Source organism: Kitasatospora sp. NBC_00315, assembly GCF_041435095.1.
Lineage (GTDB): Bacteria > Actinomycetota > Actinomycetes > Streptomycetales > Streptomycetaceae > Kitasatospora.
Window position 1 is genome coordinate 6526074 of record NZ_CP108025.1, and the last position, 19759, is coordinate 6545832.

Annotated in this window: 18 protein-coding genes; 10 read left to right on the forward strand and 8 right to left on the reverse strand. The window is 73.3% G+C overall.

The window, feature by feature from the left end; translation table 11 throughout:
• Positions 1-175: 175 nt before the first annotated feature.
• The 3 genes from OG823_RS27255 to OG823_RS27265 all read right to left on the reverse strand — a co-directional run bounded on the left by OG823_RS27255 (position 176) and on the right by OG823_RS27265 (position 2527).
• Positions 176-820 carry a TetR/AcrR family transcriptional regulator gene (locus tag OG823_RS27255; RefSeq protein WP_371482632.1) on the reverse strand — a complete coding sequence of 215 codons (645 nt, stop codon included), beginning with the start codon at positions 818-820 and terminating at the stop codon, positions 176-178.
• A gap of 251 nt (positions 821-1071) precedes the next feature.
• A complete protein-coding gene (locus tag OG823_RS27260) occupies positions 1072-1638 on the reverse strand; it encodes an OsmC family protein (protein WP_371482633.1) in 567 nt (188 codons plus the stop codon).
• 163 nt (positions 1639-1801) lie between these two features.
• Positions 1802-2527: a hypothetical protein gene (locus OG823_RS27265; RefSeq protein ID WP_371482634.1), complete on the reverse strand. Its 726-nt coding sequence runs from the start codon at positions 2525-2527 to the stop codon at positions 1802-1804.
• Positions 2528-2886: 359 nt separating this feature from the next.
• On the opposite strand from OG823_RS27265, the gene OG823_RS27270 reads away from it, so the two are divergent.
• Positions 2887-3642: a VOC family protein gene (locus tag OG823_RS27270; RefSeq protein WP_371482636.1), complete on the forward strand. Its 756-nt coding sequence runs from the start codon at positions 2887-2889 to the stop codon at positions 3640-3642.
• On the opposite strand, the gene OG823_RS27275 is transcribed toward OG823_RS27270, so the two are convergent.
• The 3 genes from OG823_RS27275 to OG823_RS27285 all read right to left on the reverse strand — a co-directional run bounded on the left by OG823_RS27275 (position 3626) and on the right by OG823_RS27285 (position 6054).
• A complete protein-coding gene (locus tag OG823_RS27275; protein ID WP_371482638.1) occupies positions 3626-4384 on the reverse strand; it encodes a hemerythrin domain-containing protein in 759 nt (252 codons plus the stop codon). The two genes, OG823_RS27270 and OG823_RS27275, sit on opposite strands and share 17 nt — an antisense overlap.
• A 142-nt stretch (positions 4385-4526) precedes the next feature.
• Positions 4527-5129, reverse strand: coding sequence for a TIGR03086 family metal-binding protein (locus OG823_RS27280; RefSeq protein ID WP_371482640.1), 603 nt, complete (start codon positions 5127-5129; stop codon positions 4527-4529).
• A 154-nt stretch (positions 5130-5283) separates the two neighbouring features.
• A complete protein-coding gene (locus OG823_RS27285; protein ID WP_371482642.1) occupies positions 5284-6054 on the reverse strand; it encodes a PP2C family serine/threonine-protein phosphatase in 771 nt (256 codons plus the stop codon).
• 357 nt (positions 6055-6411) lie between these two features.
• On the opposite strand from OG823_RS27285, the gene OG823_RS27290 reads away from it, so the two are divergent.
• From OG823_RS27290 to OG823_RS27305, 4 genes are all read left to right on the forward strand, one after another.
• Positions 6412-7512: an LLM class flavin-dependent oxidoreductase gene (locus OG823_RS27290; protein WP_371482643.1), complete on the forward strand. Its 1101-nt coding sequence runs from the start codon at positions 6412-6414 to the stop codon at positions 7510-7512.
• A gap of 153 nt (positions 7513-7665) precedes the next feature.
• Positions 7666-8403 carry a CE1759 family FMN reductase gene (locus tag OG823_RS27295; RefSeq protein WP_371482644.1) on the forward strand — a complete coding sequence of 246 codons (738 nt, stop codon included), beginning with the start codon at positions 7666-7668 and terminating at the stop codon, positions 8401-8403.
• A gap of 221 nt (positions 8404-8624) precedes the next feature.
• Positions 8625-9869, forward strand: a complete 1245-nt coding sequence (locus OG823_RS27300) for a Dyp-type peroxidase (RefSeq protein ID WP_371482645.1) — start codon at positions 8625-8627, stop codon at positions 9867-9869.
• Positions 9866-10678 (forward strand): family 1 encapsulin nanocompartment shell protein, encoded by an 813-nt coding sequence (locus tag OG823_RS27305; RefSeq protein ID WP_371482646.1) that lies wholly within the window; start codon positions 9866-9868, stop codon positions 10676-10678. The genes OG823_RS27300 and OG823_RS27305 overlap by 4 nt, the downstream gene beginning before the upstream one ends.
• Before the next feature lie 92 nt (positions 10679-10770).
• Here the strand turns inward: OG823_RS27305 and OG823_RS27310 are convergent, their stop codons facing one another.
• The gene (locus tag OG823_RS27310) at positions 10771-12987 is read right to left on the reverse strand and encodes a UvrD-helicase domain-containing protein (RefSeq protein WP_371482648.1); all 2217 of its coding nucleotides are present in this window, start codon (positions 12985-12987) and stop codon (positions 10771-10773) included.
• A gap of 261 nt (positions 12988-13248) precedes the next feature.
• On the opposite strand from OG823_RS27310, the gene OG823_RS27315 reads away from it, so the two are divergent.
• From OG823_RS27315 to OG823_RS27335, 5 genes are all read left to right on the forward strand, one after another.
• The gene (locus OG823_RS27315; protein WP_371482649.1) at positions 13249-14199 is read left to right on the forward strand and encodes a carbohydrate kinase; all 951 of its coding nucleotides are present in this window, start codon (positions 13249-13251) and stop codon (positions 14197-14199) included.
• Positions 14200-14855: 656 nt separating this feature from the next.
• Positions 14856-16130, forward strand: a complete 1275-nt coding sequence (locus OG823_RS27320) for an extracellular solute-binding protein (protein ID WP_371482651.1) — start codon at positions 14856-14858, stop codon at positions 16128-16130.
• A gap of 195 nt (positions 16131-16325) precedes the next feature.
• A complete protein-coding gene (locus tag OG823_RS27325) occupies positions 16326-17261 on the forward strand; it encodes a carbohydrate ABC transporter permease (RefSeq protein WP_371482653.1) in 936 nt (311 codons plus the stop codon).
• Positions 17261-18172, forward strand: coding sequence for a carbohydrate ABC transporter permease (locus OG823_RS27330; protein WP_371482655.1), 912 nt, complete (start codon positions 17261-17263; stop codon positions 18170-18172). Before OG823_RS27325 ends, OG823_RS27330 begins: the two co-directional genes overlap by 1 nt.
• A gap of 26 nt (positions 18173-18198) precedes the next feature.
• The gene (locus OG823_RS27335) at positions 18199-18516 is read left to right on the forward strand and encodes a hypothetical protein (protein ID WP_371482657.1); all 318 of its coding nucleotides are present in this window, start codon (positions 18199-18201) and stop codon (positions 18514-18516) included.
• A 138-nt stretch (positions 18517-18654) separates the two neighbouring features.
• Here OG823_RS27335 and OG823_RS27340 read toward each other — a convergent pair whose 3' ends face one another.
• Positions 18655-19569: a polysaccharide deacetylase family protein gene (locus OG823_RS27340; protein WP_371482659.1), complete on the reverse strand. Its 915-nt coding sequence runs from the start codon at positions 19567-19569 to the stop codon at positions 18655-18657.
• Positions 19570-19759 lie beyond the last annotated feature (190 nt).

The following is a 19759-nucleotide window of genomic DNA, read 5'->3' on the forward strand; positions in this document are numbered from 1 at the left end:
CACTTTGCGGTGCGAGGCTTGCGAACTCAGGGCAGGTTTGGGCCGCGGCGCGAGTGCGTCGGTGCACCCGGTCGCGTGGGTCGGGCAGGGACGGCGTCAGCGGGACGTGCGTCGGCGGTCCGTGGTCGGTAGATGGTCCGTGGTCGAATGGAGAGCGGCTCGGTCGGCCGTGTGCTCAGGACTGGAGCTTGAAGTCCTCGAAGGTGATGGCCCGACCGGGAAGGACGGAGTGGGCGGGCGCCCGCATGCCGTCCAGGAACAGCTGCAGGTGGCGGTGGACGAAGTCGGAGAAGTTGAGGCAGTGCGTGCCGGGGAGCGGCCGGGTGAGCTGGCTGATGGCGACGAAGACGTCCCCGGCGCCGACGTCCGCGCGCAACGCACCGCAGTGGCGCGCGCGGTCGAGCAGCTCCGTGACGGTGCTCTCCAGCCGGGCACGGGCCTCCACCAGCTCGGGGTCGAACGGGTCGAAGCGGCCGGACATCATCGGGCAGAGCGCGCCGAGCTTCTCGTCGGCCGCCGCGTGGACGAAGCCCACGAGGGCCTCGAACGGCTCGGACCCGTCGCCGAGGGCTTCCTCGGCCCGTGCGACGATTCGGGTCTTCACCTGGAGGACGACGGCCCGGAAGAGCGACGCCCGGTCCGGGAAATTACGGTACAGGGTCGCGTTGCCCACTCCCGCACGCCGGGCGATCTCGTCCAGCGGCGCATCGGCACCGTGCTCGACGAAGGCCTCCCGGGCCGCCATGATGATCCGCTCCCGGTTGCGTGAGGCGTCCGCACGCAGCTTGGGTGCGCGGGGCGCGGCGATGGTGCTGGTCACGGCGGACTCCTCTCCGGGTTCCGGGGAGAAGCTCCCCGGTTGGGCCTACAGAAGAGCAAACGGGGATTCCGTCCCCAGAAATTTCGGAACTCGACGTGACCTGGATCACATTTTCGCCCGGGGCCGTGCGGAGCCGGTCCGGAGGTGGTTCCTGGGCCGTTCCGGGCTCCTTCCGACCGGCGATGACCGGGGGCGACCGGCCCGTGACGGGCCGCCCGACCCTCGTCGGGCCGGAGCGTGAGGCCGGACGGTCAGGCCGGGCCGGCGGGGTGGTCCCGGAGGGCGGCCCGAAGGGAGACGCTGTGCTCGGAGCGGACCAGCCGCAGCATCGGGCATCGGCCGTCCGCGGTGGCGAGCAGGGAGGCGGCGGTCCCGGCGTCCACGGCGCCGCGCAGGTCGACGGTCGCGGTCAGGTCGTACGGCACCGGCGGCGCGTCGGTGGCGACGCCGAAGAAGCGGGCGTCGTTGTTGCGTGCGGTGACGGCGACCTCGACCCGGTCCAGCGCGAGTCCGTCCGTGGCCGCGATGCACAGGATGGTGTGGGTCAGGCAGGTGCTGATCACCGCGCACAGCAGCTCGGGCGAGGACGGGCCGAGGCCGAAACCCCCGATGTCCGGGCCGCCGTCGCCGATGAGCGACCAGTCGCCGATCCGTACCTTGCGCACGCCGGTGGCGTCGTCGGCCACGCAGACCGCGCCGATCTCCTCGTCCCAGTCCCCGCTCGCGGGACGGCGGGCGGCCGCGGCACGCATCGCGGCGCCCTTGTCGCGCAGGTGATCGGCGAGCCCGGGGCGGTGGGGCGCGGGTGTGATCGTCATGCCGGGCAGCCTACCGGGAGGTGGATCCTCCCCGGGGTCAACCTCATCGCCGGCGGGCGAAGTTGACGAGTCGTCGATGGCCGGCCCACGCCGCGTCGCGGCCGGGCCGGCCCTGGACGCCCCGCCCCGGAGGATCAGCGCGCGGAGGTCCCCACCCGGCCTCTCACGTGCGCGAATGCCGCCCGTGTCGTCCGCCCGCCGTGGCCGTACCGGCGCCTGCACCCGCGCGGGCCGGGGAGCGCCCGGCCGCCAGGCGCGCGACGGCCGCGGCGACGAGCAGCAGCGCGGCGGGCACCGCGATGTTCAGCGCCTGCCGGATGCCCCGGGGGTCGCGCAGCGTGTCCAGCGGCAGGCCGGCGCGCCCGAGCAGGTAGAACGAGTCGTACGTCGCCGCCACGTACGCCACCGCGCAGAACAGCACGCCGAAGGCGAGCAGCGGCAGGCTGCGCTCGCCGGCCGCGAGGGCGAGCAGGGTGACCGCGACCAGCAGGACGGGCGTGGCGCCGTTGAAGAGGATCAGCTCGGCCGTCTCCACCAGGGCGGAGGGCCGGTGGAAGCCGTGCCAGTGGGTGACCGTCAGCCAGGCCGTTCCGGCCGCGAAGACCGTGGCCGTGAGAATGGCCGGCACCAGCCGGCCGAGGTTCCCGGTCCGCCGGTAGCGCCTGACCAGCAGGAACCCGCCGAGCGCCGTCGCGAGCAGTGCGTACACCTGGAGCAGGCCCGGGCGCGGGAGTTGGTCGACGGTGAGCAGGCCGGCGGGGGAGGAGAGACCGACCGCGCAGTCCCGGCCGCCCGTGCAGGGGGATCCGTGCGTGACGTACAGCGGTAGTGACAGGAGCAGCAGCCCGCCGAAGACCGCCAGAGCGAACCAGTACCGTCGTGTTGCCACCGGGGCCACCTTCCTGCCGTCCGGAAACCTGTCGTGGACCTGCTTTTCCGGCCGATTCTCCTCGGCCTGTCAAGGCCCCGTCGGATGCCCGCCCGGGAGGGCTATCGCCCTCGGGGCCAGGCGAGTTGGGCATCGCGGGCGGTGCATCCGGAGCGTGACGGAACAGGTCGGGACGGGTGAGCAGCACGGGCGGGATGTGCGAGCCGGGGGAGAGGCGCGTGCCGTGCCGCGCTCCGGCACCCGGGTGACCCTAGGCTGAGGTCGGACGGCGGCCCGGCGGCCGCCCGTGCCGGGACGGCCCCGGCGCCGGCCGAGGAGGTAGCGCGAGAATGGGCAGCCCAACTCCCAAGGTGCGATGCGTGGCGGCTGCGCCGTGCTGGGTCAGCCTCACGGCGCACGATCTCGACGCGGCACAGGAGTTCTACGGGCAACTGCTCGGCTGGGATTTCGAACCGGGCCCCGACCGGTTCGGTCCCTACGTCCACGCCGTCGTCGCGGGCGAGGCGGTGGCCGGCCTCGGGGTCGGGGGGAGCGACTGGTCGATGCCGGTCGCCTGGACCAACTACTTCGGCACCGAGAATGCCGACCGGGCCGCCGACGCGGTCCGTGAGCGGGGCGGGACGCTGGCGGTCGGACCGCTCGCCTTCGACGTCGGCCGGGTGGCCTTCGCGGCCGACCCGGCCGGTGCCTCCTTCGGCATCTGGGAGGGCCCGGCCGGGCCGCCCAGGCGGCAGGAGGTGCCCGGGGCCCCGGTCTGGATCGAGCTGCGGACGCCGGATCCGTTCGCCGCCGCCATGTTCTACGGCGAGGTGTTCCGCTGGGACGACCGTGACCCGGCGGAGTTCGAGGTGCGCTGGGAGCACGAACGGGTGGTGCTGCTCGCGGGCGGCCGCAGCGTCGCCGCGCTGCGGGCGGAGAAGGCGGACAGTCCGGCCGGCACGCCGCCGCACTGGGAGGTCTCCTTCTCCGTGCCGGACGCGGACGCGGCGGCCGCCCGGGCCGAGCACCTCGGCGGCGGCCCGATCGGGCCGGTGTTCGACAGTCCGTACGGGCGGGTCGCCCGGCTGCGGGATCCGCAGGGCGGCCGCTTCGCGGTGATCAGCCCCCGGGTGTAGCCGTTCCCGGTGCGTCGTGGTCGGGTGCGATGCGGTCGGATACGTCGTGGTCGGGTGCGGTGCGGTCGTGGTGTGCCTCGGGTTGCGGTGCGGCGGGTCCGGGCTCGGGTGCGCCGCCGTCCGGTCCGCCGCTCCCGGATGCGGGGCCGGGGCCGGCGGCGGATTCGGCGCCGGGGCCGGATTCGGAGCCGGTGGGCCGGTCCGCCGTGGCTCGCCGGGCCTCCCGCAGCCGTTCACCCAGCGCGGTCAGCAGAGCCGGTGCCATCGCCCTGCGCACCGCGGGGAAGAGTCGTTCCTCCTCTTCGCCCAGATGGGTGTGAACGGCGCCGGAGAGGCCGGTCAGCAGCGGCGCGAAGGCCGGATCGCCGGGGACCAGGCCCTGCAGGTCGGTGAGGTACTGCCCGATGGCGAGGTGGTCGGCGAGGCTGGTGAAGACCAGCGCGCCGCCGTCCGGCACCTGCTCGTGCACCGCGGGGAAGAGGTACTCCTCCTCGTCGGTGCAGTGGCTCAGCAGTAGGTCGGAGAGCTCCTCGACGAGGGCCACCAGAGCCTCTGGGCCGGGGCCCGACGCCGTGCCGTGCCCGGCCGCAGCGTCCTGCGCGCCCGTCGGCGCCGTGCCGGTCGGCGGCGGCCCGGCCTGCTCCGCGCCGGTCGGCGCGGTCGCCTCGATCCGGGTGAGCAGCTCCGCCACCAGGCGGTGGTCGGCGCTGAGCTCGCCCACGACGTCTGCCCTGTTGCTCATGGCTCGCCCCGTTCCGGTTCGCCCTCGTCACGTCGGCCGGCCCGGCCTGATTCCAGTATCCGGCGTCGAGCGGGCCGCCGTACGGCCGCGCGACCGCGCCGGGGCCCCCACGGCGCCGCAGGTCCGACGGCGCCGCGGCGGTTCAGGGGCCCTCCCGGCGCCCGGTCAGGCCGAGCAGTCGGGTCAGCGGGGTCACGTCGTCGGGGGTGGGCACGGGCGGCCCGAACAACCCGCTCGCCGCGAGGTCCTCTCCGTGGCCGGTGACCTCGCCCAGCGCGAAGTCCACCAGCTCGGGTGCCAGGGCCGGGTCGGCGCCGATGGCACGGGCGAGGTCCCAGGTGTGGACGACGGTGTCCGCGAGCAGCTGGGCGCAGTAGATCGGCGCCCCCACGTCGCCGTACGAGAGGTGCACGGTGACCTCCGCCGCTCCCGGGACGCCGAAGGCCTCCTGCGCGGCGTCGGCGGCCGTCTGCCAGAACGCCGCCGGGTCGTCGTCGAGTACGTCGCCGTCGAAGCGTCCGCCGACCTCCGCGACGGTCGCGCCCATCAGCAGCTCGGGTACCCAGAGCTGCTCGACGGTGACGTGGTTGACGAGATCGCGGACGGACCAGTCGGTGCAGGGGGTCGGGGCCGCCCACTGGTGCGGCGCGACCCGGCGGACCTGCCGGCCGAACGCGGCGAGGGCCTGCGGGTAGCGGGCGGCCGCGGAGGTGGCCGCCGGGTGCGCTTCGGGTCGCTCTGACATGCCTCCACCCTGCCTCCGATCGCCCGCCCCGGCGCGTCGGGCGGCCCGGTGGCGGGGCGCCGCCGGTCCGGTCCGGGCGGGGCGGAGCGGTGGACGGGCGCGGGTGGGGCTGGGCGGAGCGGTGGACGGGCGCGGGTGGGGCGCGGGTGGGGTGTCAGCCGCCGACCCGGACCAGTGCGAGGGTGATGTTGTCCGGCCCGCCCGCCTCGATCGCGGCCTTCCACAGGTCGAACGCCGCCCGGCCGTCCGCCCGCTCCGACTGCTCGTACGGTCCGGCCAGCACGCGGTGCAGCTCCTCGTCCGGCACCGGGTCGGTGAGGCCGTCGCTGCACACCAGGAACCGGTCGCCGACGGCCAGCCCGGCCGTCGTCACGTGCGGTTCGACCACGGTCAGCTCCGCGGAGCCGCCGAGGGACTGCGTGACCAGGGAGGTGGTGCGTCGGCCGGGGTCGAGCGGCGGGGAGTCGTCCGTGCTGAGTCGCCGCAGCCCGTCGGGCGCCACCCGGTACACGCGGCTGTCGCCGACGTTGAAGACGACCAGCGACTGCGGGAGCAGGACGACCCCGGCGACCGTCGTCCCCATCGCGGTCAGTTCGGGAGCCGCAGCGGCCGCCTCGTACACCGCGCGGTTGCAGGTGTGCAGCTCCTCCCGGACGGCCTGCTCGCTGTCCAGCCGCGCGCCCGCCGCCGCGAGCCGGCGGGCCACCAGCGCGCCCGCGACCTCGCCGCCGGGATGGCCGCCCAGCCCGTCCGCGACCGCCACCACGCACGGCGGCGACCCGGCCCCGTCGAGCGGGAACAGCAGGGTCTGCGGATTCCCGGTCACCGTGGCGCAGAGCGTCCACGGCCCGACGGCCAGGCTGTCCTCGTTGTGCTCCCGGACCAGTCCCTCATGGCTCAGCGCACTCACCGCGACGTAGGGCATGCTTGCCGCCCTTCCGGGTCGGTCGGTCTCGTCCCCGCTGCCTTCCATTGTCGCCCGGGCCCGGCGGCCGGGCATCGGCATGGGCGGCGCGCGGGGCCACCGCCCCAGGGCCGTGCCGCGCAGCCAGGCGTGCGTCGGCGCACGGAGCCGGGCCCGGTCGAAGCCCCGCCCGTGGCCGGGGTGGACCACGGAGACGGGCCCGTGAACGCTCCGCCGGGCGGGGAGCGGATCCCCGGCTCCCACACGGTCGCGCTGCCCGGTCGCTCCGGCCGGTCGCTCCGGTGCCGGGGGAATGAACCCGGGTCGACCGGTGCTAGGGTGGTTGAAAGTTAAATGACATGGGGAGTGGTGAGCAGCATGCAGTTCGGAATCTTCACCGTGGGCGACGTGACCCCCGATCCCACGACCGGTCGGACGCCGACCGAGCACGAGCGGATCAAGGCGATGGTGGCCATCGCACTGAAGGCGGAGGAGGTGGGCCTGGACGTGTTCGCCACGGGCGAGCACCACAACCCGCCGTTCGTGCCGTCCTCGCCGACCACCATGCTCGGCCACATCGCCGCGCGGACCGAGAAGATCATCCTCTCCACGTCCACCACGCTGATCACCACCAACGACCCGGTGAAGATCGCCGAGGACTTCGCGATGCTCCAGCACCTCGCGGACGGCCGGGTCGACCTGATGATGGGACGCGGCAACACCGGGCCGGTGTATCCCTGGTTCGGCAAGGACATCCGCCAGGGCATCCCGCTGGCGATCGAGAACTACGCGCTGCTGCACAAGCTGTGGCGCGAGGACGTGGTCGACTGGCAGGGCCGCTTCCGTACGCCGCTGCAGTCCTTCACCGCCACTCCGCGTCCGCTGGACGGCGTGCCGCCGTTCGTGTGGCACGGCTCGATCCGCAGCCCGGAGATCGCCGAGCAGGCCGCGTACTACGGCGACGGGTTCTTCGCGAACAACATCTTCTGGCCCAAGGACCACTTCCGGAAGCTGATCAACCTCTACCGGGAGCGCTTCGCGCACTACGGCCACGGCACCCCGGAGCAGGCGGTGGTCGGGCTCGGCGGGCAGGTGTTCATGCGGCAGAACTCGCAGGACGCGGTACGTGAGTTCCGGCCGTACTTCGACAACGCGCCGGTCTACGGGCACGGTCCCTCGCTGGAGGAGTTCACCGAGCAGACTCCGCTCACCGTGGGGAGCCCCCAGGAGGTCATCGAGAAGACGCTGACCTTCCGCGAGAGCTTCGGCGACTACCAGCGCCAGCTGTTCCTGATGGATCACGCCGGCCTGCCGTTGAAGACGGTGCTGGAGCAGCTGGATCTGCTCGGCGAGCAGGTGATCCCCGTCCTGCGCGAGGAGTTCGCCAAGGCACGCCCCGCCGGGGTGCCGGAGGGGCCCACCCACCGGGCGCTGGTCGCCCGACGGGACGCCCAGCAGGCCGCCGCACCGGCGCTCTGACGCACCGCCCGCATCGGCGCATCGGCGCATCGCCGCACCGGCGCACCGGCGGTCCGGGACGCCGACCGGCCCACGCGCCGGTCGTCCGTCCCGGTGGCCGTCCGTCCGGCCCACCGGTCGTCCGGCGGTCGGTACCGAGAGGAGAGGAACACCATGGACACCCTGAAGCTCGTGGCCGTGTCGGCAGGTCTCGGCAAGCCCTCGTCCACCCGCCTGCTGGCCGACCGCCTGGCTGCGGCCGCCGTGCTGCGACTCGGCGGGGAGGCAGCGGTACAGGTACGGGTGATCGAACTGCGGGACCTCGCCACCGGCATCGCCGACAACTTCGTGACGGGCTTCCCCGGCGCGGCGCTGCACGAGGCCCTCGGGGCGGTGGCGGAGGCGGACGGCGTGATCGCCGTGACACCGATCTTCACCGCTTCGTACAGCGGGCTCTTCAAGTCGTTCTTCGACGTGATCGACAAGGACGCGCTGACCGGAAAGCCGGTGCTGATCGCGGCGACCGGCGGCACCGGGCGGCACTCACTCGCCCTGGAGTACGCCGTCCGGCCCCTGTTCACCTACCTCCGGGCGGTGGTCGTGCCGACGGCGGTCTACGCGGCGACCGAGGACTGGGGGAGCGGCGGGGACGCGCACACGGACGGGCTGCCCGCCCGGATCGACCGCGCGGCCGGGGAACTGGCCGCTCTGACGGCCCGCCGACCGGTGTTCCCGGTGCCGGGTCAACCCGAGCCGGGCCGAGTGCTGCCGGGTCGGTTGCTGCCGGATGGGTTGCTGCCGGACCGACCGGAGCAGGGGGACCCGGAGCAGGCCGGACCGGAGCAGGCCGGACGGTGGCAGGGCGAGCCGGTGGTCCCGTTCGCCGAGCAGTTGGCGGCGCTGCGGGTCTGACGGCCCCGCCCACCCCACCCGGCCCCTCCGGGCCGGTCCGTCCGAGTGGCGCGCGCACCCGCCGGTGGCCCGACGGGACGGGTCCGGGGCCGCCCGGCCCCGCCGGCTGCCCCCCCCGGCCGGGCCCGGCAGCGGTGGCCGGGGCCGGACTCCCCCCGGATACTCGGTCGAAGGGCCGCCGTGACCTGCGGCCCGTCGCCGACCCCAGGATCTGTGCTGCCATGACGCTGCCGGCCGACCCGACGGCCCAGTCCCCCGCCAACCGGTCCCCCGCCAACAGAACCCCCGCCAACAGAACCCCCGCCAACCGGACCCCGACCGATCGGACCCCCGCCGACCGGCCCGCCACGGAGGCGGCCGGGGGCGGGCTCCCCGGCGCGGACCGGCTCCCGGCCGGTGCGCCCGCCGCCGCCCCGGCGCCCCCCGAGCCGCAGGCCGTCCTCGCTCCGGTCAGCGACGCGGCCGTGTTCCTGGTCGTGACGGTCGCCCCCGGCGGCGAGGCGGTGGTCCGGGAACTGCTGCCGGATCTCGCCGGGCTGCGCCGGTCGGTCGGCTCGCGGGTGCCCGCCGGTGCGCTGACCTGCGTCACCAGCATCGGTTCGGGGCTCTGGGACCGGACGTTCGGCGGACCGCGCCCGGCCGGGCTGCACCCGTTCCGGGAGTTCGCCGGGGACCGGCACCGCGCCGTCTCCACGCCCGGCGACCTGCTCTTCCACATTCGCGCCCAGCGGATGGACCTCTGCTTCGAACTGGCCGTCCAGATCGCCGACCGGCTCGCCGGGGCCGCCGAGGTCGTGGACGAGGTGCACGGTTTCAAGTACTTCGACGAGCGGGACCTCATGGGCTTCGTCGACGGCACCGAGAACCCGGTCGGCCGGGCCGCCGAGGCCGCCGTCGTGATCGGCGCGGAGGACCGTGAGTTCGCCGGCGGAAGCTACGTCGTGGTGCAGAAGTACGTCCACGACATGCGGGCGTGGAACGCGCTGCCGGTCGAGGAGCAGGAGAAGGTGATCGGCCGCACCAAGTCCTCGAACATCGAGCTGGACGACGACGCCAAACCGGCCGACTCGCACGTGGCGCTGAACACCGTCACCGCCGCCGACGGCTCCCAGCTGCAGATCCTGCGCGACAACATGCCCTGGGGAACGGCCGGCCAGGGCGAGTTCGGTACCTACTTCATCGCGTACTCCCGCACCCCCGACGTCACCGAGCGGATGCTGGAGAACATGTTCGTCGGCAGCCCGCCGGGCACCTACGACCGCATTCTCGACTTCTCCTCGGCCGTCACCGGATCACTCTTCTTCACCCCCTCCGCCGCCTTGCTCGGCGACCTGCCCGATGCCCCTGGGCGGGCGGCGTCCGCCCACCGCCCGGAGGCCGTTGCCATCGCGACGGGCGGCGCGGGCACCCGCGCCGCCGACGGCTCGCTGGGCATCGGCAGCCTGAAAAGGAGCAACCCCCGATGAACAACCTGCACCGCGAACTGGCGCCCATCTCCGCCGCGGCCTGGGCCGAGATCGAGGAGGAGGTCAGGCGCACCTTCACCCTGCACGTCGCCGGGCGCCGCGTCGTCGACCTGCGCGGACCGGAGGGACCAACCCTCTCGGCGGTCGGGATCGGCCACCTCGACGACCTCGACCCGCCGGTCGAGGGCGCCGTCGCGCACGCGCGCCGCTCCCAGCCGATGGTGGAGCTGCGGGTGCCCTTCACCGTCGACCGGCGGGCGGTGGACGACGTGGAACGCGGCGCCAAGGACTCCGACTGGCAGCCGGTGAAGGACGCGGCGCTGACCATGGCCCGCGCCGAGGACCGGGTGGTCTTCGACGGCTACCGGCCCGCCGCCGTCGCCGGGATCCGGGAGGCGTCGACCAATCCGGCGCTGACCCTGCCCGAGGACGTCCGCGAGTACCCGAACGCCGTCAGCCGGGCCCTCACCGCGCTGCGGCTGGCCGGCGTGAGCGGCCCCTATTCGCTGCTGCTCGGGGCCGAGGCGTACACCGCCGTCAACGAGACCTCCGACCACGGCTACCCGGTGCACAACCACCTGGCCCGGCTGCTCGACGGGGAGATCATCTGGGCGCCCGCGATCGAGGGCGCGTTCCTGCTCTCCACCCGCGGCGGGGACTACGAGCTGCACCTCGGACAGGACCTGGCGATCGGTTACCACGCGCACGACACCGAGAGCGTCCAGCTGTACCTCCAGGAGTCGCTGACCTTCCTGATGTACACGGGTGAGGCGGTCGTCAGCCTCGCGCACGCGGCGCGGCCGGCCTGACGGCCGCCGTGGCCGGTGCGGGCATCCGTCGCCGCCCGGGCCCCAGCCGGTCGCTCCCGCTCAGGCGGGGGCCCGGCGGGGGCCCGGCGAGCTCAGGCGGACCCGAGCTCCACCCGGCGAAGGAACGGGCTGGGCTCGCCGTGCCAGGACACGTACAGGGCCTCGCGGGCCCGGGTGCAGGCGACGAACAGCAGGCTCAGCTCGCCGAGCAGGTCCTCGCGGTGCTGCTGGGCGTCCACCTCCACCGGTGTGAGGGCGTTGCGCATCGGGACGACGCCCTCCGACACGCCGGCCACCGCCATGCAGCGGAACTCCAGGCCCTTGAGGCGGTGCATGGTGCCGATCCGCACGCACCCCTCCTCGCCGGCCGGCGAGGAGGCCCCCGTCACGGCGTCGGTCACGGCGCCCGTCACGGCGGCCGGGATGCCGGCCCGGGTGAGGGCGGCGGCGACGTCCCGGCCGAACTGGACGAACCGGACGGCGATGCCGATCTGGTCGGCGGGTATCGCGCTGACCGTCAGCCACTGCGACACCTGCTGCGCCAGGGCGTCGAGCTCGGCGGCCTTGGTCGGGTGGCCGGAGGTCACCGGGCGGCTGCCGTGGAAGGCGGAGCGGTAGTCACCGAGGCGATCCGCGCCGCCGTCCATGTCGTCGACCGCCTCACCCGCGAGCAGGGCGGTGGCCCAGGCGACGATCTCGTGCGTGGAGCGGTAGTTGATCCGGAGCCGGTGCGAGCGGCCGGTGACGGCGATGCCCATGCCGCGCAGCGACACCTTGTTCCCGTAGATCCGCTGGTGGGGGTCGCCGGCGATGAACAGGTCGTCCGGGCGGCCGGGTTCGGTGGCGGCGCGCAGCAGGCGCCACTGGGCCGGGTGGAGGTCCTGCGCCTCGTCGACGAGGACGTGCCGGAACAGCCGGCGGCCGCCGTCGGTGCCCCGCGCGTCCAGGATCCGCGCGGCCTCGTCGCACACCTGGTGGAAGGTCCAGGTGTCGGCGGCCCGGAGCTCCTCGGTGAACGCGGTGACGGCACGCCAGACCTCGGCCCGCTTGAGCGGCCCGAGTGCCGTGCCGCGTCCGGCCCTTGACGCCCTGAGGTACTCCTCGGCAGTGCCGATCGACTGGGCGAGCACGACGTGCCGCCACTCCTGGTCCAGGAACTCCGCGCTGTGCCCGAGGCCGAGCCGGCGGGCGATCCGGCCCCAACGGGCCGTGACGGCACGCTGGTCGGTGAGGATGCTGAGGCGCCGGGTGCCCCGGCTGCCGCGCAGGATCTCGGCGGCGAGCGCGTCGATGTTGACCACCCGGACCCGGCGGCGCTGTTCCGGGTCCGTCATCAACAGGTTCAGGCTGCGCTGGAGTTCGGCGGCGAGATCCCGGGTGAAGGTGGTCAGCAGGATCGAGTCGTCGGGGGTGTCGTCGGGGAGTGCGGCGGCCAGGTGGGCCGCGCGGTGCAGGGCGACGACGGTCTTTCCGGTGCCGGGTCCGCCGGTGACCCGGGCCGGCCCGCTGAACGAGGGGCGGTAGGCGATCCGGTGCTGGGAGGGGTGCAGGAAGACCCGCCAGGCGTCGAAGGGACGCTCCAGCAGTTCCATCAGTTCGGCCGGTCCGGAGACCAGCGTGATCCGGCCCCGGGCCCGGGCCATCGCGGCGGTCAGACCGTCCTTCGGGGAGTCGTCGCCGGCGCCGGCGCCGGCGGTGCTCCCGGAGCCGGCGGCGAGCTGGGTCTGCACGATCTCGCGCCAGACGTCCTCGGCGCTCATGCCGGCGGCCAGCCCGAACAGCACGTCGTGCTGGTGTTCGGGGAGGATCGGGCGCAGCGCGTCCAGCAGTTCCTCCGAGTCGAGCCGGCGGGCGATCGGCAGGATCTGGGCGTCGATGCCGAGCCGGGTCAGGTCGCTGTCGGAGACGTGGGCGAACAGCGGGCGGGCGACGCCGTCCCCGGTGGCCCGGGCCAGCCCGGGGCCGAGCTGTTCCAGTGCGATGTCGTTGCGCAGTTCGATGCCCTCGGTCGCCGCGTTGACGGTGGCCCGGTGCTTGAGCGCCCAGTCGATCGCGTCGTCGTGCGGCAGGACCTTCAGCAGCAGGAAGCTGTCGCCGTCCTCGGGGGCCAGTACGACCCCGCGGTAGAACCGGTCGATCCGGATGGTCTTCAGCCGGGCGTCCCGGGCGTGGTTCAGCTTCTCCAGGTGCTGCCCGGTGGCCGAGGAGTGCTCGAACTTGTCGAAGGCGTCGGCGACCTTCGTGCGCACCTTCTTCTCCAACTGGGCGAACTCGCGCAGGAAGTCCTTGTGGAGCCCGAGCGTCGGCATGCGAAGTCCTCTCACGGCGTCGTCGGTCGGTGCGGACCCGGCACGGGATGATCACCCTACTGGTCCGCTCCGGGCACGACCGAAAGGGTGCGGCGGCCGGAAGCACCCCCGCAGGCGGCGCCACGGCGGTCGTGACGCGGGTGTGCTGGACAGCACCGGTGGCGAGGATGGCATGGTTCCCCCATGGCCTCCCCCGCACCGAGAGGGGCGGCCGCCGTGCTCCGGCCGCGCGCCGGGACCTTACGCGAAGGAGCCGACGCCGTGCGTCCCACCGCCCCAGAGCCGCGCTTCCTGGTGATCGGCGAGTGCGTCGCCGACATCGTCCGCACGCCCGGCCGGCCCGACCGGACGCACCCCGGCGGGAGCCCGGCCAACGTCGCGTACGGGCTGGCGCGGCTCGGCCGCCGGGCCGCGCTGGTGACCCAGCTCGGGGCGGACGCCGACGGCGAGTTGATCCGGGCCCACCTGGGCTCCGCCGGGGTGGAGGTCCTCACGGCCGGCGACGGTGCCCGGACGCCGGCCGCCGTGGTGACCCTGGACGCCGAAGGACACGCCTCGTACGCCTTCGAGATCGGCTGGACGCTGAGCGCCGTGGCGGTGCCCTTCCGGCCGGACCACGTGCACATCGGATCGATCGCGGCGGTCACCGAGCCGGGCGCCGACACCGTCCTGGCGCAGGTGGAGTCGGTGCGGTCGGGTGCCTCGGTGAGCTACGACCCCAACGTGCGGCCCGCGCTGATGGGTGACCACTCCCGGGCGGTGGCGCGGGTGGAGCGCTGCGTCGCGCTGAGCGACCTGGTGAAGGCCAGCGACCAGGATCTCGACTGGCTCTACCCGGGGCAGCCGTACGAGCGGATCGCCGAACGCTGGCTGGATCTCGGTCCGGGCACCGTCCTGGTCACCCGGGGCGGTGCCGGTTCGCTGGCCCTCGGCCGGCAGGGACGGGCGGAGGTCGCCGCGCGCGCCGTCACGGTGGCGGACACCGTCGGCGCGGGGGACTCCTACACGGCGGCGACCCTGGACGCGATGGCGCGCCTGGACGCCCTCGGGAGCGCGAACCGGGCCCGGCCGGCCGGTTGGGACGCCGGAACGCTCGCGCGGATCGCCCGGTACGCGGGGGCGGCGGCCTCGGTCACCGTCTCCCGAGCGGGCGCCAACCCGCCGGACGCCGCCGAACTGCGGTCCGCGATGGGTGGGGCGGGGCTCGGCTAGGGCGCCGGGTCGGCGAGGACGGCGCCGGTCCACGGGCCGGCTCGCCGGCGCACCCCCACGCCTTCGGCCACCGGCGCCCCGCGGGGGACGCGGCCCACCGGGAGGGTGGGCGATCCCGGCGACGAGCGGATCGCCCTCGCGCGGCGTGCGAGCAGTACGTATCGGGAACGAAGGCTTCTCGACGGCTTGTCCGTCCACGAATTGACGGGGTGGGCTACCCGTTCTTTTGTTCCGACGCGTAACCTATGCCGAGGGCGCGGCCGATCGGTCGGCGCCCTGCTCCTCCGAGCCCTCCGGGCCGGAGTTTCGAGCGGGCCTTGGTCCGTACCAAGTGCCGATTTCGTTGCCTCCCGGTCACCTTCGAGGCGCCCTCTGCACCCCCAGCATCGATTCGGTAAAGAGGTCTAGTCCTCTATCTCGGGGTGGTGCACTCTGACTCACGCAGCAAGACGGCGCCCCGCGACCTCGACCGGACGCAGGCGCACACCCAGTGGAGTACCTGCTGCGGCCGCGCGCACGGCCGCACGCACCAAACCGGACGACGACTCCGGGCCACGGCGGGCCGACCGTGCCACCCGGCCCCCACCTGCCCGTCCCCCACTCTCAGAAGCCCCCGCACCGGTGGCTTCAGATCAACGCAGAAAGCGGTAACTCCTGTGAACCGATCTGTACTTCTCCTCTCGGCGGCCTGTGCCACCGGTGCCCTGGTGCTCACGGGTTGCGGCAGCAGCACCAAGAGCGGCGGGGACTCCGCGGGCGGCACCACGACCATCAAGCTCGTCGCGGCCGACTACGGTGACAAGGCGTCAAACAGCTCGAAGACCTACTGGGACGCGGTCGCGACCGCCTTCACCGCGGCCAACCCGAAGATCAAGGTCGATGTCCAGGTCGTCAACTGGAACGACATCGACAAGCAGGTCAAGACGATGATCCAGTCCGGCAACTACCCGGACGTCCTGCAGACCGGCGGCTACGCCGACAAGGTCGCCGACGACCTGCTCTACAAGGCCACCGACGTGCTCTCGCCGGCCACCCAGTCGAACTTCATCGACACCTTCTCCAAGGCCGGCCAGGTCAAGGGCACCCAGTACGGCATCCCGTTCGTCTCCTCGGCCCGCGCCTTCTTCTACAACAAGGCGATCTTCACCCAGGCCGGCATCACCGAGGCCCCCAAGACCTGGGACGACGTGAAGAAGGACGCCGACCTGATCAAGGCCAAGGTCCCGGGCGTCACCCCCTACGCGCTGCCGCTCGGTCCCGAGGAGGCCCAGGGCGAGAGCATGATGTGGGAGCTCGGCAACGGTGGCGGGGTCACCGACGCCTCCGGCAAGTACACCATCAACTCGGCCGCCAACGTCGAGACCTTCAACTGGCTGAAGACCAACCTGGTCGCCACCGGTGACACCTACCCGAACCCGGCCACCACGGACCGCAAGACCGCCTTCGCGGACTTCGCCGCCGGCAAGGCCGCGATGCTCAACGGTCACCCCTCGCTGATCCAGATGTCCAAGGACGGCAAGGTCGACTACGGCACCGCCGCGATCCCCGGCAAGAGCGGCCCGCTGGCCTCCACCCTCGGCGTTGCCGACTGGATGATGGCGTTCAAGAAGAACGGCCACCAGGAGCAGGTCAAGTCGTTCCTCGACTTCGCCTTCAACAAGGAGAACACGCTCAAGTTCGACGAGCTGTACAACCTGATGCCGGTCACCAAGGACACCCTGGCCGACATGACCGCCAGCGGCAAGCACGCCGACCTGGCCCCGTTCTTCGCCCTGCTCCCGCAGGCCTCCTTCTACCCGCTGGGCGACACCAGCTGGGACGCCGTCTCCGCCGAGATCAAGAAGAGCGGTGGCAGCGCGGTCTCCGGTGACCCGACCGCCGTCCTCGGCGACCTGCAGAAGAAGGCCGAAGCCGCGGTCGCGAACAAGTAACACCCCTCGGGCCGGTGCCGGCCACCACACCGGCACCGGCCCGACGCCGCACCACCGCTCCGCCCCGTACCGCCGCTCCTTCGAGCCGCACCCGCGCGTACCCCTCGTACTCCGCGTCGCAGGCACGTACCGCGCCCCACCACCGCACACCGTGTGCCGGCCGACGCCGCGCACACCAAGGGAAGGCCTTACCCCGTGTCGCTCAAGACCGCCGAGCCCGGTGCCGACCGGGCACGCCGGGGCACTCCGGCGGGCAGGCGCTCCGGCCTGGCCCGGCTCGGTCCGCTGCCCTGGATCGCCCCTGCCGTTCTGTTGATCCTGTTCGTGGTGCTCTGGCCCGTCTACGAGATGGTCCACACCTCGTTCCTGCGCATCAGCACCACCGGCTTCGTCCGCGGGACGGCCGGCTTCGACAAGTACACCAAGCTGTTCGACGAGCCCGACTTCCTGCCCGTGCTCGGCTGGACGGTCATCTGGACCGTCGCCGTCGTCATCCTCACCATGGTGCTCTCGCTCGCCCTGGCGCAGCTGTTCAACCAGCAGTTCCCCGGCCGCCGGCTCACCCGCTGGGCACTGATCGCGCCCTGGGCCGCCTCCGTGCTGATGACCGCCATCGGCTTCAAGTGGATGCTCGACCGCACCGCCGGCGTCCTCAACACGGCGCTCACCGACCTCGGCATCATCGACCACCCCCAGGACTGGCTCGGCGACCCCGGCTCCGCCAAGCCCTGGATGATGCTCGTCGCCGTCTTCGTCTCGCTGCCGTTCACCACCTACACCCTCCTGGCCGGCCTGCAGACCGTGCCCGCCGAGGTCTACGAGGCCGCCAAGGTCGACGGCACCGGCCCCTGGCAGACCTACCGGCTGATCACCCTGCCCCTGCTGCGCCCGGCCCTGCTCGTCGGCCTGGTCATCAACCTGATCAACGTCTTCAACTCCTTCCCCGTCATCTGGGGCATGACCCAGGGCGGTCCGAACAGCGACACGGCCACCAGCACCGTCTTCGCCTTCCAGCTGATGAACACCGACATCGGTGAGTCGGCGGCCATGTCCGTCATCAACTTCGGCCTGGTCGTACTCATGGTCCTGGTCTTCCTCAAGGTCAGCCGCTGGAACCAGGAGGAGAACTGATGACTCAGCCCAGCACCGCCGCCGCCCCCGCCGCCCCCGCCCCCGCGGTCACCGCCCCCGCCGGTCCCGTCAGGGCGAACGCCAGGCCGCGCCGCACCATCCGCCCGCGCACCGTCGTCATCGCCTCGGTCGCCTGGCTGCTCGCCGCGCTCTTCCTCATCCCCTACCTGGAGATGGTGGTCACCGCGCTGCGGCCCGCGGACGAGCTGCGTGACGCCACGTACCTGCCCTCGCACTTCGAGTGGTCCAACCTCGTCAACGTCTGGACCGACTCCACCCTCGGCGGCAACCTGCGGGTCACCCTGCTCGTCGCCGGCGGCTCCACCCTGCTCGTCCTGCTGGTGGCGCTGCCCGCCGCCTACTACACCGCCCGCATCAAGTACCGCGGCCGCAAGATCTTCCTGCTGCTCGTCCTCGTCACCCAGATGTTCCAGCCCACCTCGCTGCTGGTCGGTCTGTACCGCGAGTTCTACCAGTTCGACATGCTCAACTCCGTGTGGACGCTGATCATCTGCAACGCCGCCTTCAACCTGGCGTTCGCGATCTGGATCCTCACCGCCTACATCTCCTCCATCCCCGTCGAGCTGGAGGAGGCCGCCCAGATCGACGGTCTCGGCCGCCTCGGCGCACTGCGCCGCGTGACGATCCCGCTCGCCATGCCCGGCATCGTCACCGCGCTGATCTTCACCTTCATCTCGGCCTGGAACGAGTTCGTGATGGGTCTGCGCCTGACCACGGTGCCCGAGAGCCAGCCGCTGACCGTCGGCATCAACAACTTCATCGGCAACTACACCGTCCAGTGGAACTACCTCTTCGCCGGCTCGGTCGTCGCCATCCTGCCCGTCATCGTCCTGTTCGCGGTCATCGAGCGCCAGGTCGTCTCCGGCCTCACCGCCGGATCCGTGAAGTAACTCACGGGCAAGGGGAGTTCACCGCGATGCCGACGACACGGGAGGAGCGGCGCCGTGGCTTCCAGGATCTGGTGGAGCTGCTGGAGACGCTGATGCGCGACTCCCTCCGGGAGGAACTCGGCGGCTACTACGGCAACGTGACCATGCCGCTCCAGCGAGCGGCCGGGCTCGGGCCGATCAGCACCACCAGGCGGGCCGCCCGGACGGCCGGCGAGCGGCTCGGTTGGGACACCTACACCTACCTGGTCGACGGCATGTTCATCATCCGCGACCGCAGGCGGGCCCCGGAGGAGATCCGGTTGCCGGCGGTCCCGGCCGGCAGCCGACCGGACGGCACCCTCTGAGTCGCAACTCCTGGCCCGTGGCGGCTCCGCCCCGGAACCGACCCTCGGCGTCGGCTCCGGGGCGGAGCCGTTCCGGCGGGCCGGCCGGGGATCCTGCGGACGCCGCGGGCCCGGTACCCGCCGTGACATCGCGGCCGATCAGCCCACGCCGTCCGACAGCCGGACGAAGTGGCGCCCGGCGTCCAGCAGTTCGGGGACGGCGGCGGCGATCCCGGCCGCCGTGCCGCCGCCCGGTTGGTTCATGTGGGCCAGGACGATCGCACCCGGGCCGGCGGCGCCCACCTCCCGGCGGACCTGCTCGGCACTGAAGGTCGCGCCGCCGTCGCCGTTCACCGTGAAGCCCGCGAACCGTTCGCCGAGGTCGTCGACGATCCGGGCCGCGACGTCGTCGAGGTACGCGGTGCCGGAGCGGAAGAAACGCGGCGGCCGCCCCAGCAGGCGGGTGAGCCCGGCCCGGTTGCCCGCGATCTCGTCGAAGACCTCGCCCGCGTCCCGGGTGCCGTCGATGCCGTAGGCGGAGCGCCCGGACACCGACAGCGGGCAGTGCCGGGTGCCGTGGTTGGCGATCTCGAACAACGGGTCGGCGGCCAGCTGCCGGAAGACCGATGGATTGGCCTCGATCCAGCGGGAGTTGAGGAAGAGGGTGGCCGGCACCCGGTGCTCGCGCAGGAACCCGGTCAGTGCCTCGTCGTAGCCGCTGCCCTGCGGGCCGCCGCAGGCGTCGAAGGTCAGCGCGATCGCTCCGGCGTCGGTCGCGGTGGGCGACAGGCGGCTGATCACTCCCGGAGCGTCGAAGCCCCAACCGGTCGGCTCCGCAGCGCCGTAGCGGGCGACCACCTCCTCCCGGGTGACGCCGGCGGGCGGCGGGACGGCGTCACCCGAAGGGCTCGCCGCGGTGGCCGCCGGCGATGCCCCGGGCGGCTGCGCCCCGGTGCGGTCCGGGTTCGGCGGTCCTGACCGGGTGCCGGCCGGGGAACGGTCGGGGCCCGGCCGGCACCCGGTCAGGGCGCCGCCGGCCAGCGCGGCCAGCAGCGTCCGGCGACTCGACGGCATCCTGTACCTCCCGTGTCCGCCCGCGGCACCCGTCGTGCGGGCTCCCGCCGCTTCCGGCCGGGCGGTGGCTGGACCGACCGTAGGCGCCCGGCCCGGGAGAGCGGACGGGAACACGCCGGTCGCGGCGCGGCAGCACCCGATCGGCCGGGTGCGCCCCGGCCGATCGGGTGCCGGGATCGCCCCGGCCGGC